Annotated in this window: 19 protein-coding genes and 2 pseudogenes; 11 read left to right on the plus strand and 10 right to left on the minus strand. The window is 71.2% G+C overall.

Annotation, left to right across the window (positions count from 1 at the left end):
- Positions 1 to 240: 240 nt before the first annotated feature.
- From PZB77_RS18080 to PZB77_RS18110, 7 genes are all read left to right on the plus strand, one after another.
- Entirely contained in the window at positions 241 to 750 is a 510-nt protein-coding gene (locus PZB77_RS18080; protein ID WP_275493642.1) for a hypothetical protein, read from the plus strand.
- Between the two features lie 51 nt (positions 751 to 801).
- Positions 802 to 1,257, plus strand: a complete 456-nt coding sequence (locus tag PZB77_RS18085; RefSeq protein WP_275493643.1) for a hypothetical protein — start codon at positions 802 to 804, stop codon at positions 1,255 to 1,257.
- A 72-nt stretch (positions 1,258 to 1,329) separates the two neighbouring features.
- On the plus strand, positions 1,330 to 2,163 hold the full coding sequence (locus PZB77_RS18090; protein ID WP_275493644.1) for a transposase family protein: 834 nt from the start codon (positions 1,330 to 1,332) through the stop codon (positions 2,161 to 2,163).
- Between the two features lie 377 nt (positions 2,164 to 2,540).
- On the plus strand, positions 2,541 to 2,933 hold the full coding sequence (locus PZB77_RS18095; RefSeq protein ID WP_275493645.1) for a DUF6281 family protein: 393 nt from the start codon (positions 2,541 to 2,543) through the stop codon (positions 2,931 to 2,933).
- A 117-nt stretch (positions 2,934 to 3,050) separates the two neighbouring features.
- On the plus strand, positions 3,051 to 3,530 hold the full coding sequence (locus PZB77_RS18100) for a hypothetical protein (RefSeq protein WP_275493646.1): 480 nt from the start codon (positions 3,051 to 3,053) through the stop codon (positions 3,528 to 3,530).
- A gap of 1,143 nt (positions 3,531 to 4,673) precedes the next feature.
- Positions 4,674 to 5,456: a hypothetical protein gene (locus PZB77_RS18105; RefSeq protein ID WP_275493647.1), complete on the plus strand. Its 783-nt coding sequence runs from the start codon at positions 4,674 to 4,676 to the stop codon at positions 5,454 to 5,456.
- A gap of 334 nt (positions 5,457 to 5,790) precedes the next feature.
- Entirely contained in the window at positions 5,791 to 6,432 is a 642-nt protein-coding gene (locus PZB77_RS18110; protein ID WP_275493648.1) for a TetR/AcrR family transcriptional regulator, read from the plus strand.
- Between the two features lie 111 nt (positions 6,433 to 6,543).
- On the opposite strand, the gene PZB77_RS18115 is transcribed toward PZB77_RS18110, so the two are convergent.
- Both PZB77_RS18115 and PZB77_RS18120 read right to left on the minus strand, forming a co-directional pair.
- Complete coding sequence (locus PZB77_RS18115; protein ID WP_275493649.1) at positions 6,544 to 7,362, minus strand: hypothetical protein; 819 nt, start codon at positions 7,360 to 7,362, stop codon at positions 6,544 to 6,546.
- Positions 7,363 to 7,518: 156 nt separating this feature from the next.
- Positions 7,519 to 8,250, minus strand: a complete 732-nt coding sequence (locus tag PZB77_RS18120) for a GDSL-type esterase/lipase family protein (RefSeq protein WP_275496109.1) — start codon at positions 8,248 to 8,250, stop codon at positions 7,519 to 7,521.
- A 130-nt stretch (positions 8,251 to 8,380) separates the two neighbouring features.
- On the opposite strand from PZB77_RS18120, the gene PZB77_RS18125 reads away from it, so the two are divergent.
- From PZB77_RS18125 to PZB77_RS18140, 4 genes and pseudogenes are all read left to right on the plus strand, one after another.
- Positions 8,381 to 9,433, plus strand: a complete 1,053-nt coding sequence (locus PZB77_RS18125) for a WD40 repeat domain-containing protein (RefSeq protein ID WP_275493650.1) — start codon at positions 8,381 to 8,383, stop codon at positions 9,431 to 9,433.
- A gap of 155 nt (positions 9,434 to 9,588) precedes the next feature.
- The gene (locus PZB77_RS18130) at positions 9,589 to 10,473 is read left to right on the plus strand and encodes a septum formation family protein (protein WP_275493651.1); all 885 of its coding nucleotides are present in this window, start codon (positions 9,589 to 9,591) and stop codon (positions 10,471 to 10,473) included.
- A gap of 159 nt (positions 10,474 to 10,632) precedes the next feature.
- Positions 10,633 to 11,031, plus strand: a pseudogene (locus PZB77_RS18135) (isochorismatase family protein); the annotation flags it as partial.
- A gap of 174 nt (positions 11,032 to 11,205) precedes the next feature.
- Positions 11,206 to 11,973, plus strand: coding sequence for a class I SAM-dependent methyltransferase (locus PZB77_RS18140; RefSeq protein WP_275496110.1), 768 nt, complete (start codon positions 11,206 to 11,208; stop codon positions 11,971 to 11,973).
- Here the strand turns inward: PZB77_RS18140 and PZB77_RS18145 are convergent.
- The 8 genes and pseudogenes from PZB77_RS18145 to PZB77_RS18180 all read right to left on the minus strand — a co-directional run.
- Positions 11,945 to 12,091, minus strand: a pseudogene (locus tag PZB77_RS18145) (Uma2 family endonuclease); the annotation flags it as partial. The gene PZB77_RS18140 and the pseudogene PZB77_RS18145 overlap by 29 nt on opposite strands.
- Positions 12,092 to 12,271: 180 nt before the next feature.
- Complete coding sequence (serC, locus tag PZB77_RS18150; protein ID WP_275493652.1) at positions 12,272 to 13,390, minus strand: phosphoserine transaminase; 1,119 nt, start codon at positions 13,388 to 13,390, stop codon at positions 12,272 to 12,274.
- Between the two features lie 109 nt (positions 13,391 to 13,499).
- Positions 13,500 to 14,747, minus strand: coding sequence for a cytochrome P450 (locus PZB77_RS18155; protein ID WP_275493653.1), 1,248 nt, complete (start codon positions 14,745 to 14,747; stop codon positions 13,500 to 13,502).
- Complete coding sequence (locus PZB77_RS18160) at positions 14,744 to 16,003, minus strand: cytochrome P450 (RefSeq protein WP_275493654.1); 1,260 nt, start codon at positions 16,001 to 16,003, stop codon at positions 14,744 to 14,746. Before PZB77_RS18160 ends, PZB77_RS18155 begins: the two co-directional genes overlap by 4 nt.
- Positions 16,000 to 16,656 (minus strand): ATP/GTP-binding protein, encoded by a 657-nt coding sequence (locus tag PZB77_RS18165; protein WP_275493655.1) that lies wholly within the window; start codon positions 16,654 to 16,656, stop codon positions 16,000 to 16,002. Before PZB77_RS18165 ends, PZB77_RS18160 begins: the two co-directional genes overlap by 4 nt.
- On the minus strand, positions 16,637 to 17,008 hold the full coding sequence (locus PZB77_RS18170) for a DUF742 domain-containing protein (protein WP_275493656.1): 372 nt from the start codon (positions 17,006 to 17,008) through the stop codon (positions 16,637 to 16,639). The genes PZB77_RS18165 and PZB77_RS18170 overlap by 20 nt, the downstream gene beginning before the upstream one ends.
- Positions 17,005 to 17,454, minus strand: coding sequence for a roadblock/LC7 domain-containing protein (locus tag PZB77_RS18175; RefSeq protein WP_275493657.1), 450 nt, complete (start codon positions 17,452 to 17,454; stop codon positions 17,005 to 17,007). Before PZB77_RS18175 ends, PZB77_RS18170 begins: the two co-directional genes overlap by 4 nt.
- Positions 17,451 to 19,121, minus strand: coding sequence for a sensor histidine kinase (locus tag PZB77_RS18180; RefSeq protein WP_275493658.1), 1,671 nt, complete (start codon positions 19,119 to 19,121; stop codon positions 17,451 to 17,453). Before PZB77_RS18180 ends, PZB77_RS18175 begins: the two co-directional genes overlap by 4 nt.
- Between the last annotated feature and the right edge of the window lie 83 nt (positions 19,122 to 19,204).

Here is a 19,204-nt window from a genome sequence, read left to right on the forward strand (position 1 = left end):
GCCGCACCGAACAGCCGCACCCCACCCCACCCCACCCGCACCGCACTGAGCCTCCGCCAACTTGAAGTCGCAGGTCAAAGGGCTGGTGTGATCGGTTCTCGGGGTGCTCACGCTGGTCGTGGGCGGGAGTCTGAGGAGTAGATCGTCTGTCAGCACGGGTGGGTCGGAGAGAAACGCGATGCAGCAGCGCCGGCGGATGTGCGAGCCTTCTTTCCCCGGACGCCGACCGAGAAGACTCTGATGACCCGCGATGACGCCCTCAAGCAGCTCAGCCACATCGCGCGCGAGCGGGCATTCGGTAGGCACGTCGGGTCCGACCGGCTCATCCAGGCAGGGCTCGACGCACTCATTGTGGGGGTTGAAAGTCCCTCCCTCGCCATGCTGGCCGGCCTCCTCCGGAGCGAGGAACCCGAAGCACCAGCGCTCTTCGACCAGATACTGGAGGAACTGGGACTGCTCTTCCAGCCGCCCGCTGACCCGCGCGACGCGAAGTGGGCGATGGCCTACTGGATCGCTGGTCAGATTGCTGACGGAACCCTGGATCCCGCCGCCGGCACCCACATCATCTGGGCAGACATCGCCTATGACCTTGGCTATCCCGAAGAGCTGCAATCTCTCGTCTCGTGCGCTCTCAACCTGGACGACTGGGACGAGAGCTGGGGAGTCTCCGTCGAGGAGCTCAACAGAGAAGCCGTCGAGGCGGCGAAGCAGTTCTTGAGCAAGTGGTCGGCAGCAGAGGTAGGTAGTTGAACTGTCCGTTTCTCGCTTCCCGCGGTTCGGCCGCCTTCTACGATCCGATACATGCTGGATCCCGAGCTGCTGGAACGAATCACCGCGCGGCGCGCGGAACTGGACGAACTCGAAGAACAGCTGGCCAAACAGCTGGCGGAAGTGCGGGCCGAGCGGGACGAACTCGCCGTCGCCGAACGCGTCCTTGAACGGATGGCCGGCCAGCGCGCCGAGCAACGCGCCTCGGCCGGGCCGATGCCAGGGCAGGTGGCCGGACGACCAGTGATGCTGATTCGACACCGCGAACCGGGTGTGGAGGAGGACTCGCTCCCGTGGGACTACCAGCGCATCATCGCCGCCGTGCGGCAGGCCGCTGGACCGGTCATGGCCCGTGAGGTCGGCGAGGTGGTGGGGGTGGACGTCAGCGTGCGGGCCAAGCTGGAACCGCTGCGCAGCAAGCTGGTCAGACTCGTCGATCGCGGCTGGCTGCGGAAACTGCCCGACGGCCGGTTTACCACCCGCCTGTGACCAGGAGCACCGCCACTCGGAGCGGCTCGGAACGGGCGTAACCAGGGTGCCGCCGGCGGCCGTTGGAATTGTGTGACGAATACCAAAGAGCTCGCCGAGGACACCTGCCCGCTTGTCTACCAGTGCCGTCTGCCGTTGTCCACGCGCACCGTCAACCACCTCGCCGATCTGCTCAGGCGCCGTCTGAAGGCGATCCGGTCCAGGTGGCGGATCCTGCCGCCGGGGAAGATCGCGGTGATCGTCCTGGCCGTACTGCGCCACGACCAGCGCCTGGCCGACATGGCCGGCGGCAACGACGTGTCCGAGTGCACGGTCCGCCGCTGGCGCGACGAGCTGATCGGACTGCTCGCAGCGCAGGCTCCGCGTCTGGACCGCGCCCTGATGAAGGTCGCCCGGCAGGGCGGGGAGGTGGTCCTGATCGACGGCACCCTCATCCGCACCCAGCGCCGCACCGGGAGGGCCGACCGGCGGAACTACTCCGGCAAGCACCGCAGCCATGGCCTGCATTTCCTCGCCCTGACCGACGAGAAGGGCCGCCTGATCTGGATATCCGCCGCCCGGCCCGGCCGCACCCACGACAACACCGCCGCCCGCCACGACCACATCCTGGTCCACCTGCGCGCCGCCGGCCTCGGGGCGCTGGCCGACCTCGGCTTCCGCGGCCTGGACAACGACATCCTCGACCCCGTGATCGTCACCGGCTACGCCGCCAGCCGCACCCACAAGATCACCCCGGGCCAGAAGGAAGCCAACCGCGTCCTCGCCGTCGGGCGTGCACCGGTCGAGCACGGCTTCGCCCACCTCAAGAACTGGCGGATCCTCACCAAGCTCCGTATCGACCCCGCCCGCGCCACCCAACTCCTGCGTGCCCTGCTCGTCCTGACGAAGCTCGAAGTCAACCGCTGACGGATGATCTTCTCCGCGGACTCCCGCCCACGACCAGCACGAGCACCCCGAGAACTGATCACACCAGCCCTTTGACCTGCGACTTCAAGTTGACGGAGGCTCACTGAACAGCCGCACCGCACCGCACTGAACTGCGGAAGTTGACTGCTGTTCAGCCCGGGGGCGGTCCAGTCGGCGGCCCAGAACGACAAGATCGCGGCTCATCCCGAAGAGAGCGCGCGGCGAGGGAACCTGATCCGGGTGGCCCACGTCGAAGGGCGGAATCGCTGGAGCCTGGACACGGGAACGAACGCGTCCCGTGCTGGGCGATGGCGAGGTCACCCGGCGGGGCGGAGGCATCTCTCTTCTCTGCGGGATCTACCGAGGGGGGACACCACATGAATGGGTTCAGGCGGTTCGCCGGTTCGCTGGGGGCGGCGGCGATGGTGATGTCGGTGGTCGCGTGCACGGCGGAAGGCGGTGGCGGAGACGGCGCGAGCAGCTGCGCCGATGTGGTCACCTACCAGGACCAGATGTACATAGGTATGGAGAAGGTGACCTTCACGGCCGGGAAGAAGCTCGGCGTGGCGGTCAAGCCGTCCTGCGAGGACACCGGCGGCCGCTCGGAGAATGAACCTCCCCAGTGGACGAAGAGCGCCTACGAGGTGGACGGTCTCTCACCGCAGGTCGCTGTCGCTGTGGGTGACACTCCGGAGACGGCCACGCTCTACGCCGACCACTCCAGCCCGGAGGTTCCGCCCGAGGTGGAGAAAGTGCGCAACGGCTCCTGATGCGGGAGGCAGGGCTCGGTGTGGTCCTCGAACGGGCGCCGCGCCGAGCCCTGTGCTCGTCGACTCCGCTGGAGTACAAGGCTGTTGGTGAACCAGCGGGGGAGACAGTATGGGCGCATGGAATGGCTGCCCCTGCTCTCCACGCTGATGGGCGCGGCGATCGGCATCGCCGCCACCCTGATCGCCGATCGCAACAAGTGGCGGCGGGAGGTGGCACGGCAGGCTCTGGAAGTCCGGCGCGCCGTCTACACCGAGTACGCCTCCGCCCTCAAGGACGCGGGGGAGGAGATACGGGCCGTCGCCCTCGGCGATCACCGGTCGGACGCGGCGCGCGATACGGCGGTGCGTGAGGCCTTCCGGGCAACGGGCTTGTACACGGCCAGTGAGCGACTCTGGCTCGTAGGACCGCCGCTCGTCGTCGCGGCCGGCAACGAGGCGTTCCACAGCCTGCGTCGGATGCGCGACGCCTACGCCCGCGGGGTGGTGGTCGGCTCCGCCGAGGACCGCGCTTTCATCCAACGGCGCCGCACCGCCATGGCCGAGATGCGCCGTCGGATGCGTGAGGACCTGGGCGTCGGACCGCTGGGCATCGAGTGACACGTCCGGCGTGGATTTCGCACGTACGCGCAGGGGTTGTTCCTGTGGAAAACGTGACAAGTGTGCCCACCGCGTGATGTACGGTGATCGCGTCATCACGTTCCGTGCGCACCCCTGCGCGCGGGGCGGCCCCCGGAGGTGCTGACACACCATCCCGAGGGCCTTCACCGCTATGGACTAGACAAGGAAAGGTCCACAGGGATGCTTTGGCATGCTATCTCGCCGGCGTCGGACGCTGGTGGGCGTTCGAGGTCGTTGGTGGGTTCGCGTCGGATGAACAGTGACGCGAAGATCATTGTGTTGTACATGGAGGGGCTTCCGGAGGCTGAGCGTCTGGGGTGGTTGAAGCCGTTGTGGGATTACGCGCGGGCGGCGGGTATCGAGCCTGGTCCGTACAAGAAGGCCAAGCGGTTTCTGATGCGTGAGGGGTATCTCCACGCGTGGAGGTATGCGTATGCGGGGGGTCGGTGGGCGACGGCGCAGATCTTGTCGAACGGGCCGTCGACGCGGCAGGAGGCGGTGGCGTTCTGGGATGCGCGGGAGCAGCGGGCGGGGTGGCGGGGTGAGGTGCCGGAGGAGGGTCCGGGTGAGGGCCTGGGCTTTGCTTCGGTGCGGGCCCGGGTGTGGGGACGGGGTGGGTCGGAGGGTGGATCGTCGCAGGTGGGACCGAGTGATGTGGTTCCGGCGGTCGGTGGTCCGGGTCGTTGGACGGGCGGCGGTTACCCACCTGACGGACAACTGATGGCGAGCACGACCCACCTACCTACCTGCGGGCGGGCGGAGTCGAAAGCTGAACGATTTCCGGGCGGACGCCAGTTCGGGCCGGGGCCGTTGCGGGCGGACGAGTGGGACCGTGGTTTCTGGTCGGAGCCGCCGGAGTGGATGGCCGACCAGGACCCGGCAGGCACCCCGGAGCAGGTGCGGCGCGGGGCGTCGGCGGAGCCGGTGGGGATCCCGTGGCCGAGGACCGCTCCGGGCCCTGAGCCCCTGCCCGTAGCGGCTTCCATGCAGGAGCCCGTGCCCGATCCGCTCGTGGTCGCGGCTGTTGTTCATGAACCCGAATGCGTCCCGGCGCCCGAACGCGTTCCCGTGCCCGTTCCCGTAGTTGCTCCCACGCCCACGCCCACGTCTGCTCCTGCTCCCGTGGCTGTCGTGTCCGGTGGGGAGGTGGAGGAGACCGTGAGGGAGCAGGAGGCGCGGGGGAAGGGGTGGACGAAGGAGATGGTCGCGGCGGAGAGGGTGTTGTTGTCGCTGGGGAGCGTGTCGCGGAAGTTGCGTATGGGGGAGTACGAGGTGCGCAGGCTGGTGGACAGGGGTGCGGAGTGGTTGCGGCGCGGTATGACGGCGTCGGAGATGCAGTACGTGCTGAGTGCGTCGTTGCCGGATGTCGTGCGGTCGGCGCCGGGGTTCGTCGCGAACCGGCTGATCACGAAGATGCCGCCGGAGCCGGGTTTCCGGCGTGAAGCGACCGTGGGTGTGGTGGCGCCGGGGGCGTCGTGTCCCCAGGGTGTGGACGGGGTCGGGGAGCGGGTGGATGATCCGGTGCCGGTGGTGGTTCCGCTGGTGCTGTGTGAGGGGCCGGGCAACGATCACATGTTCCGGGCGTACGGCGGTGAGACGAAGTGCGGGCAGTGTCAGCGCGACGAGGCGTACGCGCGGTGGGCGGCCTCCAGAGCGGCCGCGGCACGGGCACGGGGCGAGGACGGGCTGACCGGCGACGGCAAGGGCGGCTGGCGCGACCACCTCGCCGAACTCGCCACCCCGGCGGACAGCAGCAAGGACCCCAGCACGGACGGCGGCACGCCCACGAGTGCAGTCACCACCAGTACAGCCCCCACCTCCAGTACAGCCACGGCCACCAGTACAGCCACGGACCAACTCGCCCGCCCCGAACCACCCCAGCGCTCCGACGCCACCCGCGACTGAGGCGTTCCGCAGCGCGGGGGCGGCTCGGCGGAGGGCGTGCGAGGTGAGCGCGTGCGCCCAACTGCGTCGCGTGCGCCGGTCGGACGGTGTCACCCGTCCGAGTGGGAAGAACGAAAATTCCGCGCAGGCCTTCGAATTACCTATCGGACAACGCCGTTTGCGACGTGTTCTTTCGTACGGCATTTCGCACGTCAACGCCTCCGCGTTCGATAGCAGCATGGGTGGCAGCGTGTGGCGTTTCGCCCATCGAGAGTGATGTGCGAGGAGAATGACTCGGGCGGTTCGATGCAGAGGCGACCTGACCCTCTCCCGCGTTTCTGCCTAAGGAGGACCGGTGACGGACAGCTGGGGGACTCTGGGGACCGAGTCCGTGGACAGGATTCGCACACGGGAGCGCGCTCAACTCCTCGACGCGGCACGCTCGATGTTCGGCACGTACGGCTACAAGCAGACGACCGACGAGGAAGTCTGCGCACGGGCCGGTGTTCCGGTGTCGATGCTGTACGAGGAGTACGGCTCGCTGGAAGGCCTGTTGATCGCCCTGCACGACTGGGTGACGACCAAGGGCCTGCGCGCCGCCGAGAACGCCATGATGGCCGAGGGCATGGACGAGTGCTCCATGGCCGAGCGCACCCGTGTCCTCTTCGACGCGTACGTGAAGGCGGTGACGGAGGACCCCCGCGAGGCCCGGGTGACCTTCGTCGAGGTGCTGGGCGTGAGCCGTACGGTGGACGCGCACTGCAAGCGGTGGCGTGACGTGTGGGCACACTGGCTGACCGGTGAGACCCAGCGCGCGGTGGCGCGGGGCGAGGCGGAGGAGGGCGACCACAAGGCGGACGTCCTCGTCATGGTCGGTACGGTCCACGAGCTCATGGCCCACCACACCCGGCGGTCCCGGCGGGCCCGGCCGGAGGACGTCTCGCGCGAGCTGTGGGAGTTGGCCCTGTCGATGCTGGGGACGCAGCGGACGGGCTGAACCGCCCGTGCGGCGGCTCCCGCCCGCGGCCGGCCGGGACAGGGGTGGCGCCCTCTGCCCCGGCCGGTCGCGTACGGTCGTGCGCCCCCGCGGTCCCGCTGCCCGTCAGGGTCAGCGGACGTCGACGTAGTCGCCGGTGGCCGTGGCGGTGCCCGTGGTGGGGGTGCCGCCGAAGGTCCAGCGCCAATAGCCGTCCACCGAGGCGGTCACGGTGGTCTTCAGGGCGCCGGTCGAGCCGGCCGTGACCGTCTTCACCGTGGAGTAGGTCGAGCCGGTCGCCTTGCGGAACTGCAACGACACGGCCTGGCCGCCGTATCCGGCGTACGCGTGGGTCGCCCAGTCGGCGCGGGTCAGCGCGCCGGTGACCGTGAGGGTCTTGCCCTTGACGACCGGCTCGGGGCCCGCGTTCGCGGTGAGGTTCGCCCAGCGGCGTACGGGGGCGGAGCCCGACGCGGTCTTGTACTCGTGCGCGAGGATCGACCCACCGGCGCTGATGAGTTCGCCGTAGAAGCCCACCTTCCAGGTACCCGCGTCAGCCGCGGAGTTGAGCTTGGAGGGCGGGATCCAGAGGAAGCCCTTGCAGTCGGTGACGCGGCTGCTCACCTTGTAACAGGTGTAAGAGCCTGTGTAGAGAACGTCCCGGGCCGCGACGCCCTTCGCCGGGGTGGAGCCGTGGTAGAGAAACGGTTCAGCGGTGAACCGGGAGGTGTTGTCCACCGAGTAGCCGGCGGGCAGCGTGACGCGGAAGTCGATCGACGGCTCCTTGGCGTCGGTGGTGCCCACCACGATCGGCTTGCCCCCGTTGACCACGACGTTGGTCACCGAGATGCCGGTGGACGCCGCCCGGGCCGCCGGAGCGGTGGAGAGCGCGGTCAGGGCGAGTGCGCCGGCGAGCGCCACGACCGTGCCGGACCTGCGGATTGCTTTCAAGGAACACCTCTTCGTCCCGTGCCGGAGCGTGCGACGACGTCCGGGGTGCGAGTCCCGCCTGCCGGGTCATGTCACCGGCAGGCGGGGGGCCGCAGATTATCAGTGGCATGCGCATGTTCTGCGGGCGGGGTGAAGAACCTGTGCGCCGACCCGCCGTCAGAGGGCGCGCTCGGGCTCCGGGTCGGGTGCGGGCACGGGGTCGGGCGCGGGGGCGTACCGGCCGCCGAGCGACCACGCCTGGTGCATCGCGTCCGCGAAGGCGGCGGCCAGCTTGTGTTCGCCGCTGGGGCCCGGGTGCGTGCCGTCGTAGGTGTCCGCGTGGATGTCGTAACCGGTGGGGTGCGAGGCGAGCAGGACGGGGGAGCCGGGCACGGAGAGGTCCGCGACGGCCTTGGCGAGCAGCGTGTTGAAGAGCGCGCACGCGGCGGCGAAGGGCGCGTCGGACTCGGCCCGGACGTTCGGGATGACCGGCAGCAGGACGGCCCTGATGCCCGGGTTCGCGGCACGGGCGGCGGTGATGAACGCCCGCGCGTTGGCGGCGGTCTGCTCGCTGTCGGTGTAGAAGCCGAGGTCGATCAGGCCGAGCGAGACGAGCAGGACGTCCGCGCGGGAGGCGGTCACCGCCTCCCCGATCACCGGCGCCATGTGCAGCCACCCCTCGCCCCAGCCGGCCAGGTGGCGGCGGGCCGGTGCGGGAAAGGAGGGATCGGCGTACGCGGTCGAGACGGGGGCGTCCGCCTCGGCGTCGTAGAGGCCGGTGCGCGGGCCGACGATGGCGTACGCGCCCTCACCCAGGGTCGCTTCGAGGTGCTGCCACATCCGGTGGCGCCAGGTGAAGTCACCCGTCCGCCCGACGGTCATCGAGTCGCCGACGAAGAGGAAGCGCACCGCGTCCGCGCGGGCGGGCGTGCCCCCACCGCCGCGGGGCGTGGAGTCGGCGGCGGCAGACAGGGAACGCATGGCGCCATCATCCCCGATCCCGCGATACGGCCGCACCGTGATGATGGACACTTGCGCCATGCGTGTCTCTCTCACCGCCCTCGGCGCCACCGCCCTGCTGCTGTTCGCGGGGACCGCCCCGGTCCGTGCGGACGACGGCGACGGCGCCGACCGGAGCTTCACCATCGAGGACCCGCGCATCACCGAGTCCAGCGGGCTCGCCGCGAGCCACCTCCACCCGGGCGTCTACTGGACCCACAACGACAGTGAGGACGGCCCCTACCTCTATGCCGTCGACTCCCGCACCGGCAGGACCGTCGCCACCGTCACCATGACCGGTGTGGGCGAGCCCCGCGACGTGGAGGCGATCTCGCTGGGCCCGGACGGGAACCTCTACGTCGGTGACATCGGTGACAACCTCGACGGCACCTGGGACCACGTCTGGATCTACCGCCTCCCGGAACCGAAGGTCCTGAAGGACGTCACGGTGCGCGCCACCCAGTTCGACGTGGTCTACGCCGACGGGGCCCGGGACGCCGAGGCGCTGATGGTCCATCCGAAGACCGGCCGGGTCTGGATCGCCTCCAAGAATCAGGACGGCGGCGGCCTCTACGAGGGCCCCGCCCACCTCTCCACCAGCGGGAAGAACGTCTTCCGGCGCGTCGGTGAGGTGCCGTGGGTGACGGACGGCGCGTTCTCCCCCGACGGGACCCGGCTGGTGCTGCGCGGCTACCTCGGCGCCGACGCCTACACCTTCGACGACGGGAGGCTCGGCGACGCGGGCGGGGTGGGCGCCCCGTTCATGAGGCAGGCCGAGTCGGTCACGTACACGGCGGACGGCACGGCGCTGATGTTCGGCACGGAGGGGGAGCGGAGCCGGGTCCAGCGGCTGGAGGTGAAGGGCACCGACGCCGCGCAGTCCACGCCCGGTCCGAGGGCGTCGAGCGGGTCCGGATCCTCGGGGGGCGGCGGTTCGTCGTCCGCGGGGGAGAGCGGCGCGAGGGACCCCGAAAACGGCTCCGGGGCCGACGGGGAGACGGCCGGCAAGGGCGGTACGGTGCTGGTCGGCCTCCTCCTGGCCGGCGCGGTGTGGCTGGCGGTCCGTACGAAGCGGCGGCGCAACGGCGGCTGACGGAGTGCGAGCCCGGATGTCCCGGTTCGGTTTCGGATTCCGGTGCGTGGGCGTTCTGGGGGAAAAGGCGCACAGCGTTGTCACAGCCATGCCATACGATGCGCTCACCTGTTCGCGACACTTCTTCGCGACTCTTCCGCCTGAGGATCCCTTTCATGCCTTTCGGTTCCAAGACCCCTTATCTGCGCGGTATATCCGTTGCCGTCGTTCTCCTTTCCGTGGGTGCGTCCGGTTGTTCGGTCGCAGAAAGCGCCAAGGACGGCATTAAGAAGGCCGCCCGGACCGAGTCGGTCTTCTCGCTCGACGTCGGCGAGTGCTACAACCCGAACTCGAAGCCGGTCGCCGAGGGCGAGACGGGCGAGGAGTTCTCGATCGAGGTCGTGCCGTGCACCGAGGCCCACGACGGCCAGGTCTACGGCGAGTTCAAGATCGACGACGGTGCCTACCCCGGTGACGACGCGATCGTCACCGCCGCCGACACCCGCTGTGTGGCGGAGGAGCAGAAGTTCGCGCCCGACACCTGGGCGATCCCCGCCGGCGTCTCGGGCTCGTACTACCAGCCCACCAAGGAGTCCTGGGCCACCGGTGACCGGCTGGTGACCTGCACCTACACCAAGGACTCCGGCAAGATCACCGGCACGCTGAAGAGCAAGACCATGAACGCCGACCAGCTCGCCTACCTCAAGGGCTCCAGCGCCCTCTACGAGGCGCTCTGGTCCACCCAGCCCGAGGCCGACGCGGTCGAGGACGACCTCGCCGGCTACAAGGCGCAGGCCGCCGCCGTCAACGCGGCGCTGGACGCCCACCTCTCGGCGCTCCAGGGCATCGAGCAGCCGGCGACCGCCAAGCTGCGCGAGCAGCTCGACACGGCGAACAAGGCGTGGAAGAAGGCCGCCGACGCCGCCGACGTCGACGCCTTCTACCTCGCCTACGACACCGCCTTCACGGGCATCGACCCGAGCGACTCCGTCGCCGCCCGCAAGGAGCTGGGGCTGTCCACCACCGTCCCGGCCGACGAAGCAGAGGTCTGGGCCGGCTGACGAGCCGTCTCCGGCAGCCGCCGGAGCCCGCACCGACAGGCAGCGGACGGGGCGTCCGGCGGGTTCTCACCCGCCGGACGCCCCGTCGGCCGTCCTCCCCGCCGGGCGGAGCCGGGGCCCCACCGCACCGCGCCGTCCGTGGCCCTACGCTCTCCTCCCATGCCGCACACCTCAGCGCTCCTCGTCATCGACATGCAGAACCAACCGGTGGCCCTCGCCCACCGTGCCGCCGAGACCGTCGCCGTGATCGCCGGACTGCGCCGACGGGCGCTGGCGGCACAGGCGTTGATCGTCACCGTGCAGGACGGCGGTGACGGCTTCGACGTCGGCTCCCACGGCTGGCAGGTGGTGCCCGAACTCGCCCCCGGCCCGGCGGAGACGGTCCTGCGCAAGACCTCCCCGGACAGCTTCCTCGGCACCGGCCTCGACGAGCTGCTGACCGCGCACGGGATCACCGAGGTGGTCGTGACCGGGTTCGCCACCGAGATCTGCGTGGACACCACCGCGCGCGCCGCGCTGAGCCACGGATACGACCTGGTGCTGGTGGCGGACGGGCACACCACCTCCGTACGGGGCGCGGACGACACGGAGTACGCCGATCCGGACCGGGCGATCACCCACCACAACGAGATCTTCCGCCACCTCGGCTACCCGGGGCGCTCCCTCCGCGTACAGGACGCCGCGGAAGTCGACTTCGGGCAGCCCGGACCCACCGAGCCCGGTCCCCGACCCCTGCACGCGGAAGCCGGGTCCGCGGCCGCCACCCGGGAGTCGTACGACCTGCTGGCCACCGCGTACGCGGCACGGTTCGGCGCCGAGCTGGACGCCAAGCCACTGGAACGGGCGCTGCTCGCCGGGTTCGCGGAGCTGGTACGGGAGACCGGCGGCGGCCGACCGCTCGCCGACGTGGGGTGCGGCACCGGCCGGGTCACCGGCCACCTGCACGGACTCGGCGCCGACGTGTTCGGGATCGACCTGTCACCCGGAATGCTCGCCGTGGCGCGCGCCGCACACCCCGGCATCCGGTTCGAGGAGGGCTCGATGCTCGCCCTCGACCTGCCGGACGCGTCGCTCGGTGGGCTGCTCGCCTGGTACTCGGTCATCCACCTCACCGACGCCCTGCTCCCGGCCGCCTTCGCCGAGTTCCACCGGGTGCTGGCACCGGGGGCGCACGTACAACTCGGCTTCCAGGTCGGCGACGGGGCACGGCACTACGACGAGGCGTGGGGGCACCCGGTCGCCCTCGACTTCCACCGCCGACGGACGGAGACGATCGCCGCCCTGCTCACCGCGGCGGGCTTCGAGGTCCGGGTACGTACGGTGCGGGAAGCCGACACCGAGGGGGAGCACCCCGAGCCGACCCCGCAGGGATTCGTCCTGGCGCGGAAGCCCGGCGCCGGTGCTGAACGCCGTCAGTCCGCCGGTCGCGCCGGTGACACCGTACGGCTGCCCGCCGCGATCAGCTCCGCCACGGGCCGTCAGGGGACGGGGCCACGGTGATGACGCCTCCGATGATCTCGACACGGTGACCCGGGAGCCGCTCCATGAGCCTGTGCGCACTGTCGAGCAGCGACTCCGGCTCCTCGTCACCGGGGTACCCGACTGCTGCCGCAGACATGGTGTGCCTCCTGGGACGACTGGTGTCGAGAGCATCATCGTAGGACGAAGCGAGGCCCGGCGTCGCGGAGGACGGAGCTCACCCTCCCGAGTGACGCCGTGTACGGCGACGGCCCCGTACGCCCCGGGAAACCAGGGGTGTACGGGGCCGTCGCGCGGGCGCGAGCCGGTGCGGTCGCTGTTACAGCTTCTCGATCACGTAGTCGATGCAGGCGGTGAGGGCCTGGACGTCCGCCGGGTCGATCGCCGGGAACATCGCGACGCGCAGCTGGTTGCGGCCCAGCTTGCGGTACGGCTCGGTGTCGACGATGCCGTTGGCGCGGAGCACCTTGGCGATCGCGGCGGCGTCGATGTCGTCGGAGAAGTCGATCGTGCCGATGACCTGCGAGCGCTTCGCCGGGTCCGTGACGAACGGGGTGGCGTGCTTCGATTCCTCGGCCCAGCCGTAGAGGTTCTGGGAGGAGGTGAGGGTGCGGCCGGTCGCGAAGTCCAGGCCGCCCTGGCCGTTCAGCCACTTCAGCTGCTCATTGAGCAGGAAGAGGGTGGAGAGGGCCGGGGTGTTGTACGTCTGGTTCTTCGTCGAATTGTCGATCGCCGTGGGCAGCGAGAAGAACTCGGGGACGTGGCGGCCGGAGGCGTGGACGCGCGCCGCGCGCTCCAGGGCCGCCGGGGAGAACGCCGCGATCCACAGGCCGCCGTCGGAGGCGAAGGACTTCTGCGGGGCGAAGTAGTAGACGTCCGTCTCGGTGATGTCGACCGGCAGGCCGCCGGCGCCCGAGGTGGCGTCGACCAGGACGAGCGCGCCCTCGTCGGCACCCGCGACACGCTTGATCGGCGCCGCGACACCCGTGGAGGTCTCGTTGTGGGTGAAGGCGTAGACGTCCACGCCCTCCTCCGCCCGCGGCTCCGGGTGGGTGCCGGGCTCGGACGAGATCACCGACGGGTCCGCCAGCCAGGGCGCGAGCTTCGCGGCCTTGGCGAACTTCGAGGAGAACTCACCGAAGTTCAGGTGCTGGGACTTCGTCTCGATGAGACCGTGCGTCGCGACGTCCCAGAACGCGGTGGACCCGCCGTTGCCGAGAACGACCTCGTACCCCTCGGGGAGGGAGAAGAGGCTGCGCACACCGTCGCGCACCTCGCCGACCAGGTTCTTCACCGGGGCCTGGCGATGGGACGTACCGAGGAGGGAGGTGCCGGTGGCGGCCAGCGCGTCGAGCGCCTCCGTCCGCACCTTGGAGGGACCGGCGCCGAAGCGCCCGTCGGCGGGCTTGATGTCAGCGGGAATCTGGATGTCGGCCACGACTCGGAGCGTAGTCCCTCGGCGAGGGGAGATAAGACCCTGTCCGTCCGGTGAGACGGACGCTCCGACCCGTGGACAACAGGACGATCGGTGCGGTAGGCGGACGGGCTCAGCCCAGGGTGACCGGGAGTTCGAAGAGGTCGTTCTGGGTCACGATCGGCTTGTTCCGCAGCTCGGCGGCGGGGACCGCGAGCTCCAGCTCCGGGAAGCGGGCGTACAGCGCGGGGAGCGCGACGGCCGCCTCCAGTCGGGAGAGCGCGGCGCCCGGGCAGATGTGCGGGCCGTGGCCGAAGGAGAGGTGGCGGTTGGGGGAGCGGGTGAGGTCGAACTCCGCCGCCGTCGGGCCCCACTGCTTCTCGTCCAGGCTCAGCGCGTGGAAGGAGACCATCAGGCCCTCGCCCTTCGGCAGCACCCGGTCGCCGATGGTGATGTCCTCGGTGGCGAAGCGGATCAGCACGTGCGAGGTCGGCGACGACCAGCGCAGCGTCTCCTCGATCGCCCCCTCCCAGGTCGCCCCGCCGGAGAGCACCAGTGCGCGCTGCTCGGGGTGGGTCTGGAGGGCGACGACGGTGTTCACGATGAGGCTGATGGTGGTCTCGTGACCGGCGGCGATGATCAGCTTCAGGGTGTTGAGAATCTCGTCGTCGGTGAGCCGGTCGCCGTCCTCGGAGGCGTTCAGCAGCGCCCCGGTCAGGTCGTCGGCCGGGGACTCCTTCTTCTCGTCCAGGATGCGCGAGAAGAGGGCGTGGATGTCCGCCATCATCCCCGGGACCTCGGCCGGCGGCGTCAGGTTGGAGAAGAACCTGTCGAAGAGCTCCTTCATCCGGGGCAGGTCCTCGGTGCCGATGCCCATCAGCTCGCTGATGACGTTCATCGGCAGCGGGTAGGCGAACTCCGCCTTCAGGTCGACCCTCTCCCCCGCCGGGCGCCCGGCGAGCCGGTCCAGCAGCTCGTCGGTGCGGGCCTGGACGGATTCGCGGAGCCGCTCCACCCGGCGCACGGTCAGCGCCTGTGCGACGAGCCCGCGCAGTCGGCGGTGTTCGGCGCCGTCCGAGGTCAGCATGGTCTTCCCGGGGTTGACCAGGCCGATCAGCGGCCAGTCCGGGGCGATCTCGCCGCGCTGCCAGGCGTTCCACACGTCGATGTCCTTCACCAGGCGCGGGTCGGTGAGGACCGCCTTCGCCTCGGCGTGGTGGGTGACGGCGTAGATGTGGACCCCGCCGGGCAGCTCCACGGGGACGAGCGGACCGGCCGCGTGCAGCCGGGCGCTCTCGCCCCTGAGGTCGCCGACGAACAGGTCGAGCACGATGCGCTCGTCGTCGCGCGCGCCGGTCGGTCCGGTGGTCGTCACGGTCACCGCGTGCCTCCAAGGGCGGGAGTGGGAGTGAAGCGGACGGGCAGCTCCGTCAGACCGCGCAGCCACGGCGACGGGCGCCGGGTGAGGTCCTCGGCGGGGACCGAGAGATCGACGTCGGGCAGCCGGTCGAGGATCGCCTCGATCCCCGTACGGGCGATGACCTCGGCGGTCTCCTGGGCGGGGAACGGGCAGCGGTGCTCCCCGTGGCCGAAGGAGAGGAAGGCGTTGTTGCCGCCGGTGAGGGCAGAGCCGTCGGTACGGACCTGGGGGTCGGCGTTGGCGGCGGCGACCCCGAGGACGAGCAGGTCGCCGGCGGCGATGTGCTGCCCGCCGAGGTGGGTGTCGCGGCTGGCCCAGCGGCCGGCGACGTTCTGGGTGGGGGTGTCCTCCCAGAGCACCTCGTTCATCGCCTCGGCGACGCTGTGCCGGCCGCCGGAGAGCGAGGCGGCGAACCGGTCGTCGGTGAGCATCAGCCGCAGCGAGTTGCCGATCCAGTCGGCGGTCGGCTGGTGCCCGGCGGCGAGCATCACCATGAGGTCACGGGCGGTCTCGTCGGCGGTGAACTCGCCGGTGTCGGCGAGCATCCGGGACGGCACGTCGTCGCCGGGGGCGGCGGACCGTTCGGCCACCAGCCGGAACACCGACCCGGCGATGTGCTGCTGGCCGGCGAGCGCGTCCGGCCCGCCGTTGATCATGTCGTTCATCGCCTTGACGAGGGCGGGTCCCGCCTCGTCGGGGAAGCCGTACAGCTTGGCGAGGACCCGGACGGGCAGCAGCATCGCGTAGTCGCCGATGAGGTCGCAGGTGCCGGCGGAGCAGAAGCCGTCGATCAGTTCGTCGGCGAACTCCTCGGTGTACCTGCGCAGTTCGAAGGGGTCGGCGCCCTCCAGCGCGGTACTGATCACCTGCGAGCGGCGGCTGTGGCGCTCACCCACGGTGTAGAGGACCGAGGGCTGGTCCTTGCTGATCATCGGGTGCAGCGGCCAGTCGTCGGCGATGTGCGGCCACTGGTTCCAGATCTGCGAGTCCCGGGTGAACAGCACCGGATCCGTGGTGACCTGGTGCACCTCGCGGTAGCCGAGCACCAGCCAGGCGGGTACGTCGCCCGGCAGCAGGATCGGCGCCACCGGCCCGTGGTCCCGGCGGACCTCCCGGTAGAGCTGGTGCGGTTCGGTGGCGAACCGGGGGCCGGACAGCGGTACGGGACCGAGGTCCGCTGCCGCACCCGTGCCGTGGTCGACGGGGCACGCGTTCACGAGGTGGTCTCCGGGGTTCTGCCGGCCGCCTCGGGAGCGCCCGCGAGCGCCGCCTGGGGAGTCCGGGCGCGGGCGGCGGACAGCGCGTGGAGGTGCTCGACCAGGGTGATGAGGACGTACTTGCTGGACGACCGGTCGCGGGCGTCGCACTCGACCAGTGGCACGTCCGGCGCGAGGTCGAGCGCCTCGCGGATCTGCTGCTCGGTGTGGAGCGGGCCGCCGAAGTCGTTGCACGCCACGATGAAGGGCGTGCCGTGGTGCTCCAAGCGGTCGATGGCGTACCAGGAGTCGGCGAGCCGGCGGGTGTCGACGAGGACGACGGCGCCCAGCGTGCCGGAGAACAGGCGGTCCCACAGGAACCAGAAGCGCTCCTGGCCGGGGGCGCCGAAGAGGTAGAGCACGGAGCGCTCGTCCAGCGTGATGCGGCCGAAGTCGAAGGCGACCGTGGTGGACGTCTTCGTGTGCACGCCGTCCAGGTCGTCGACGTCCTCGCCCGCGCGGGTCATCGTCTCCTCCGTGTTGAGCGGACGGATCTCGCTCACGGAACGGACCATGGTCGTCTTGCCCACGCCGAAGCCACCGACGACGACGATCTTCAGTCCGTTGTCGGCCGTCGCCCGCAGGGCGGCGCGGTCAGAGGTTGCGGAGTCCAACGAGCACCTGTTCCAGGATGTCGGGGTCGGGGAGCCGGTCCGCGACTCGGGCGGTACGGGGGTGGCGGGCGCTGATCCGGCCGGTGTCGAGCAGGTCGCCCAGCATGATCCGGACGATGCCGACGGGCAGGTTCAGCGTCGCGGCGATCTCGACGACCGCGGTGGGCCGCTCGCACATCCGCAGGATCGCGACGTGCTCCGACTGCATGCCGGGAGCCGGCTCGCACTCGGCGACGACGAGCGTCACCAGGTCGAAGGTGTCGGAGTCCGTCCGGCTGCGGCCACCGGTGAGGGTGTACAGCCGGTCCGGGGAGTCGTCACGACCGGGGCGGGGGCGCGGCACCGGGGTCACCGGGCGGGGGTTCCCGCGTCGGCGCCCGGCCCGTCGGGCGCGGCGGACTCCTCACGGGGCGGAGCGACGAGGTGCTCGCCGAGCTGCTCCACCAACTCGCTCATGTTGTGCCCGACGAGGCCGACGTCGGAGTCCTCGGCGGCGACGACCGCCAGGTGTGCGCCCGCGCCCGCCTCGACGATGAAGAGCACTCCGCCGTAGAACTCGGTCATCGCGGACCGTACGCCGCCGGTCCCGTCACCGAACTCGACGGACGCCCCGTGCGAGAGGCTCTGGATGCCCGCGGAGATCGCGGCGAGCTGGTCGGCCTGGTCCACGGAGAGCTCGGGGGTGCGGCAGAGCTTCAGGCCGTCCCGGGAGAGCACCAGCGCGTGGCGGGCGCCCGGGGTGCGTCCGAGCAGGCCCTCCAGCAGCCAGTTCAGCTTCTCGTCGGTGGTCGCGGTCATCGGGTGTTGCCTTCCGGGAGGGGGGCGTTGGCCCGTACTGCCTGGCTGAAGGTGCTGAAGCGTTCGGCCTGCCGCTTCGCGTCGCCGGCCCGGTCGCGGACCTTCTCCGCGTCGGCGGGGGCGGTCTGCGCCGCGCGGGACTCGGCGGCGGCGAAGGTGCGCCCGCGACGGCGCCGGGGCAGTCCGCTCTCGCCGAACTTCGGGAAGGAGCCCGTCGACTCGGCCTCCGACTCGGCGGCGGGGGCGACGGCAGCGGCAGGGGCGGGGGCTTCGGGCTTCGCGGCGGGGGACGGCGGGTCCTGGGGCGCGGGCGCCGGCTCCTCCGCCGAGTCGGCGGCGCTCCCGGCCCCCTCGGCGGCGGCCTCGCCGCCGGCGCGCCCCGCTTCGGCGGCGCCCTCGCGGGGGCCCGCGGCGGAGTGGGTGGGCTCCGGTTCCGGGGTGCGGGTCTTCGGCGCGGCGACGGGCAGCGGTGCGGACGGAGCGCCCACCTGCGTACGGGAGATGAGCTCCTGCGGCAGCATCAGCAGGGCCCCGGTACCGCCGCGCGCGGACGGCCGGAAGGAGACCCGCAGGCCGTGCTTGCGGGCGAGGCGGCCGACGACGGCGAGGCCCAGGCGCGTACCGGAGGGCACCGCGGAGCTCTGGTCGCCGGGGGAGACGGCCTGTTGGGCGCGGCGCAGCTGCACGTCGCTCATGACGAGCCCGCTGTCCTCCACGGTGATCACGACGCCGGCCGGTACCTCTTCGACGTACACGTGCACTTCGGCGGTGGGCGGCGAGAAGTTGGCAGCGTTGTCGAGGAGCTCGGCGAGCGCGTGCATGACGCCCTCGGCCGCGTGGCCGGCGATCGCCACGTCGCTCGTCGAGTGCAGCCGGACGCGGCGGTACCCGCTGATGCGGCCCATCGCGCCGCGCAGGACGGACTCCATCACGATCGGCCTGGCCCACCGCCGTCCGGAGCGCGCACCGGTCAGTACGGCGATGGAGTCGGCGAGCCGGCCCGCCTGGGCGGTGCGGTGGTCCAGGTGGAGGAGGTCGGCGAGGACGGCGTCGTCGGTGTGCCGGCCCTCCATCTCGCGCAGGTCGGCGAGCATGCTGGTGGCGAGCGCCTGCATCCGGCTCGCCGCGTTGGCGCCCGTCGCGAGCGCGGCCGACCGCTCCCGGCCGGCCCGCTCGACGCGGGCGGTGAGGGCGGCCGTCTCGCGGGCGAAGCTCTCCCGGTCGGCCTCGTTCTCGGCGGCGCGCCGCTCGGTCTCGGCGGCCAGCCGCTCCTTGGCCTCGGCCGCCTCGGCGGTGGCCCGGGCGAGCGCGGAGGCCGCCTCCGAGGCGGCGCGGGTGGCTTCGGCACGGGAGGTCGCCTTGATCCGGGCGGCCTCGGCCGTGAAGCGCTGGGCGTCGGCGGCGGCGGACGACACCAGGCGCGTCGTCTCGTCGGTGAACCTGCGGCTGTCGGCCGCCCGCGCCAGGCGCAGCGCCCGTACGGTGCCCAGGGTGTGGGCGGCGAAGGTCACGGCGACGGTCAGCGCGAGGGCCGCGGCGCCCGCCCCCCACGCCAGTGGGGTCCGCACCGAAGCGGGGGCGACGGCGACGGCCCATGCGCACAGCGAGCCGGAGACGACTGCCGACACCAGCGCGGTGAGCGCGGTCGACCGGGTTGAGGGGCGCAATCGAAGTCCTTGGGGCGGACGGCTCGGGCGTACGGCACGGGCGGGGGGAACAGCACGGGCGGCGCTCGCTCGTCGCGCGCGGT

This window comes from Streptomyces sp. AM 2-1-1, assembly GCF_029167645.1.
Lineage (GTDB): Bacteria > Actinomycetota > Actinomycetes > Streptomycetales > Streptomycetaceae > Streptomyces.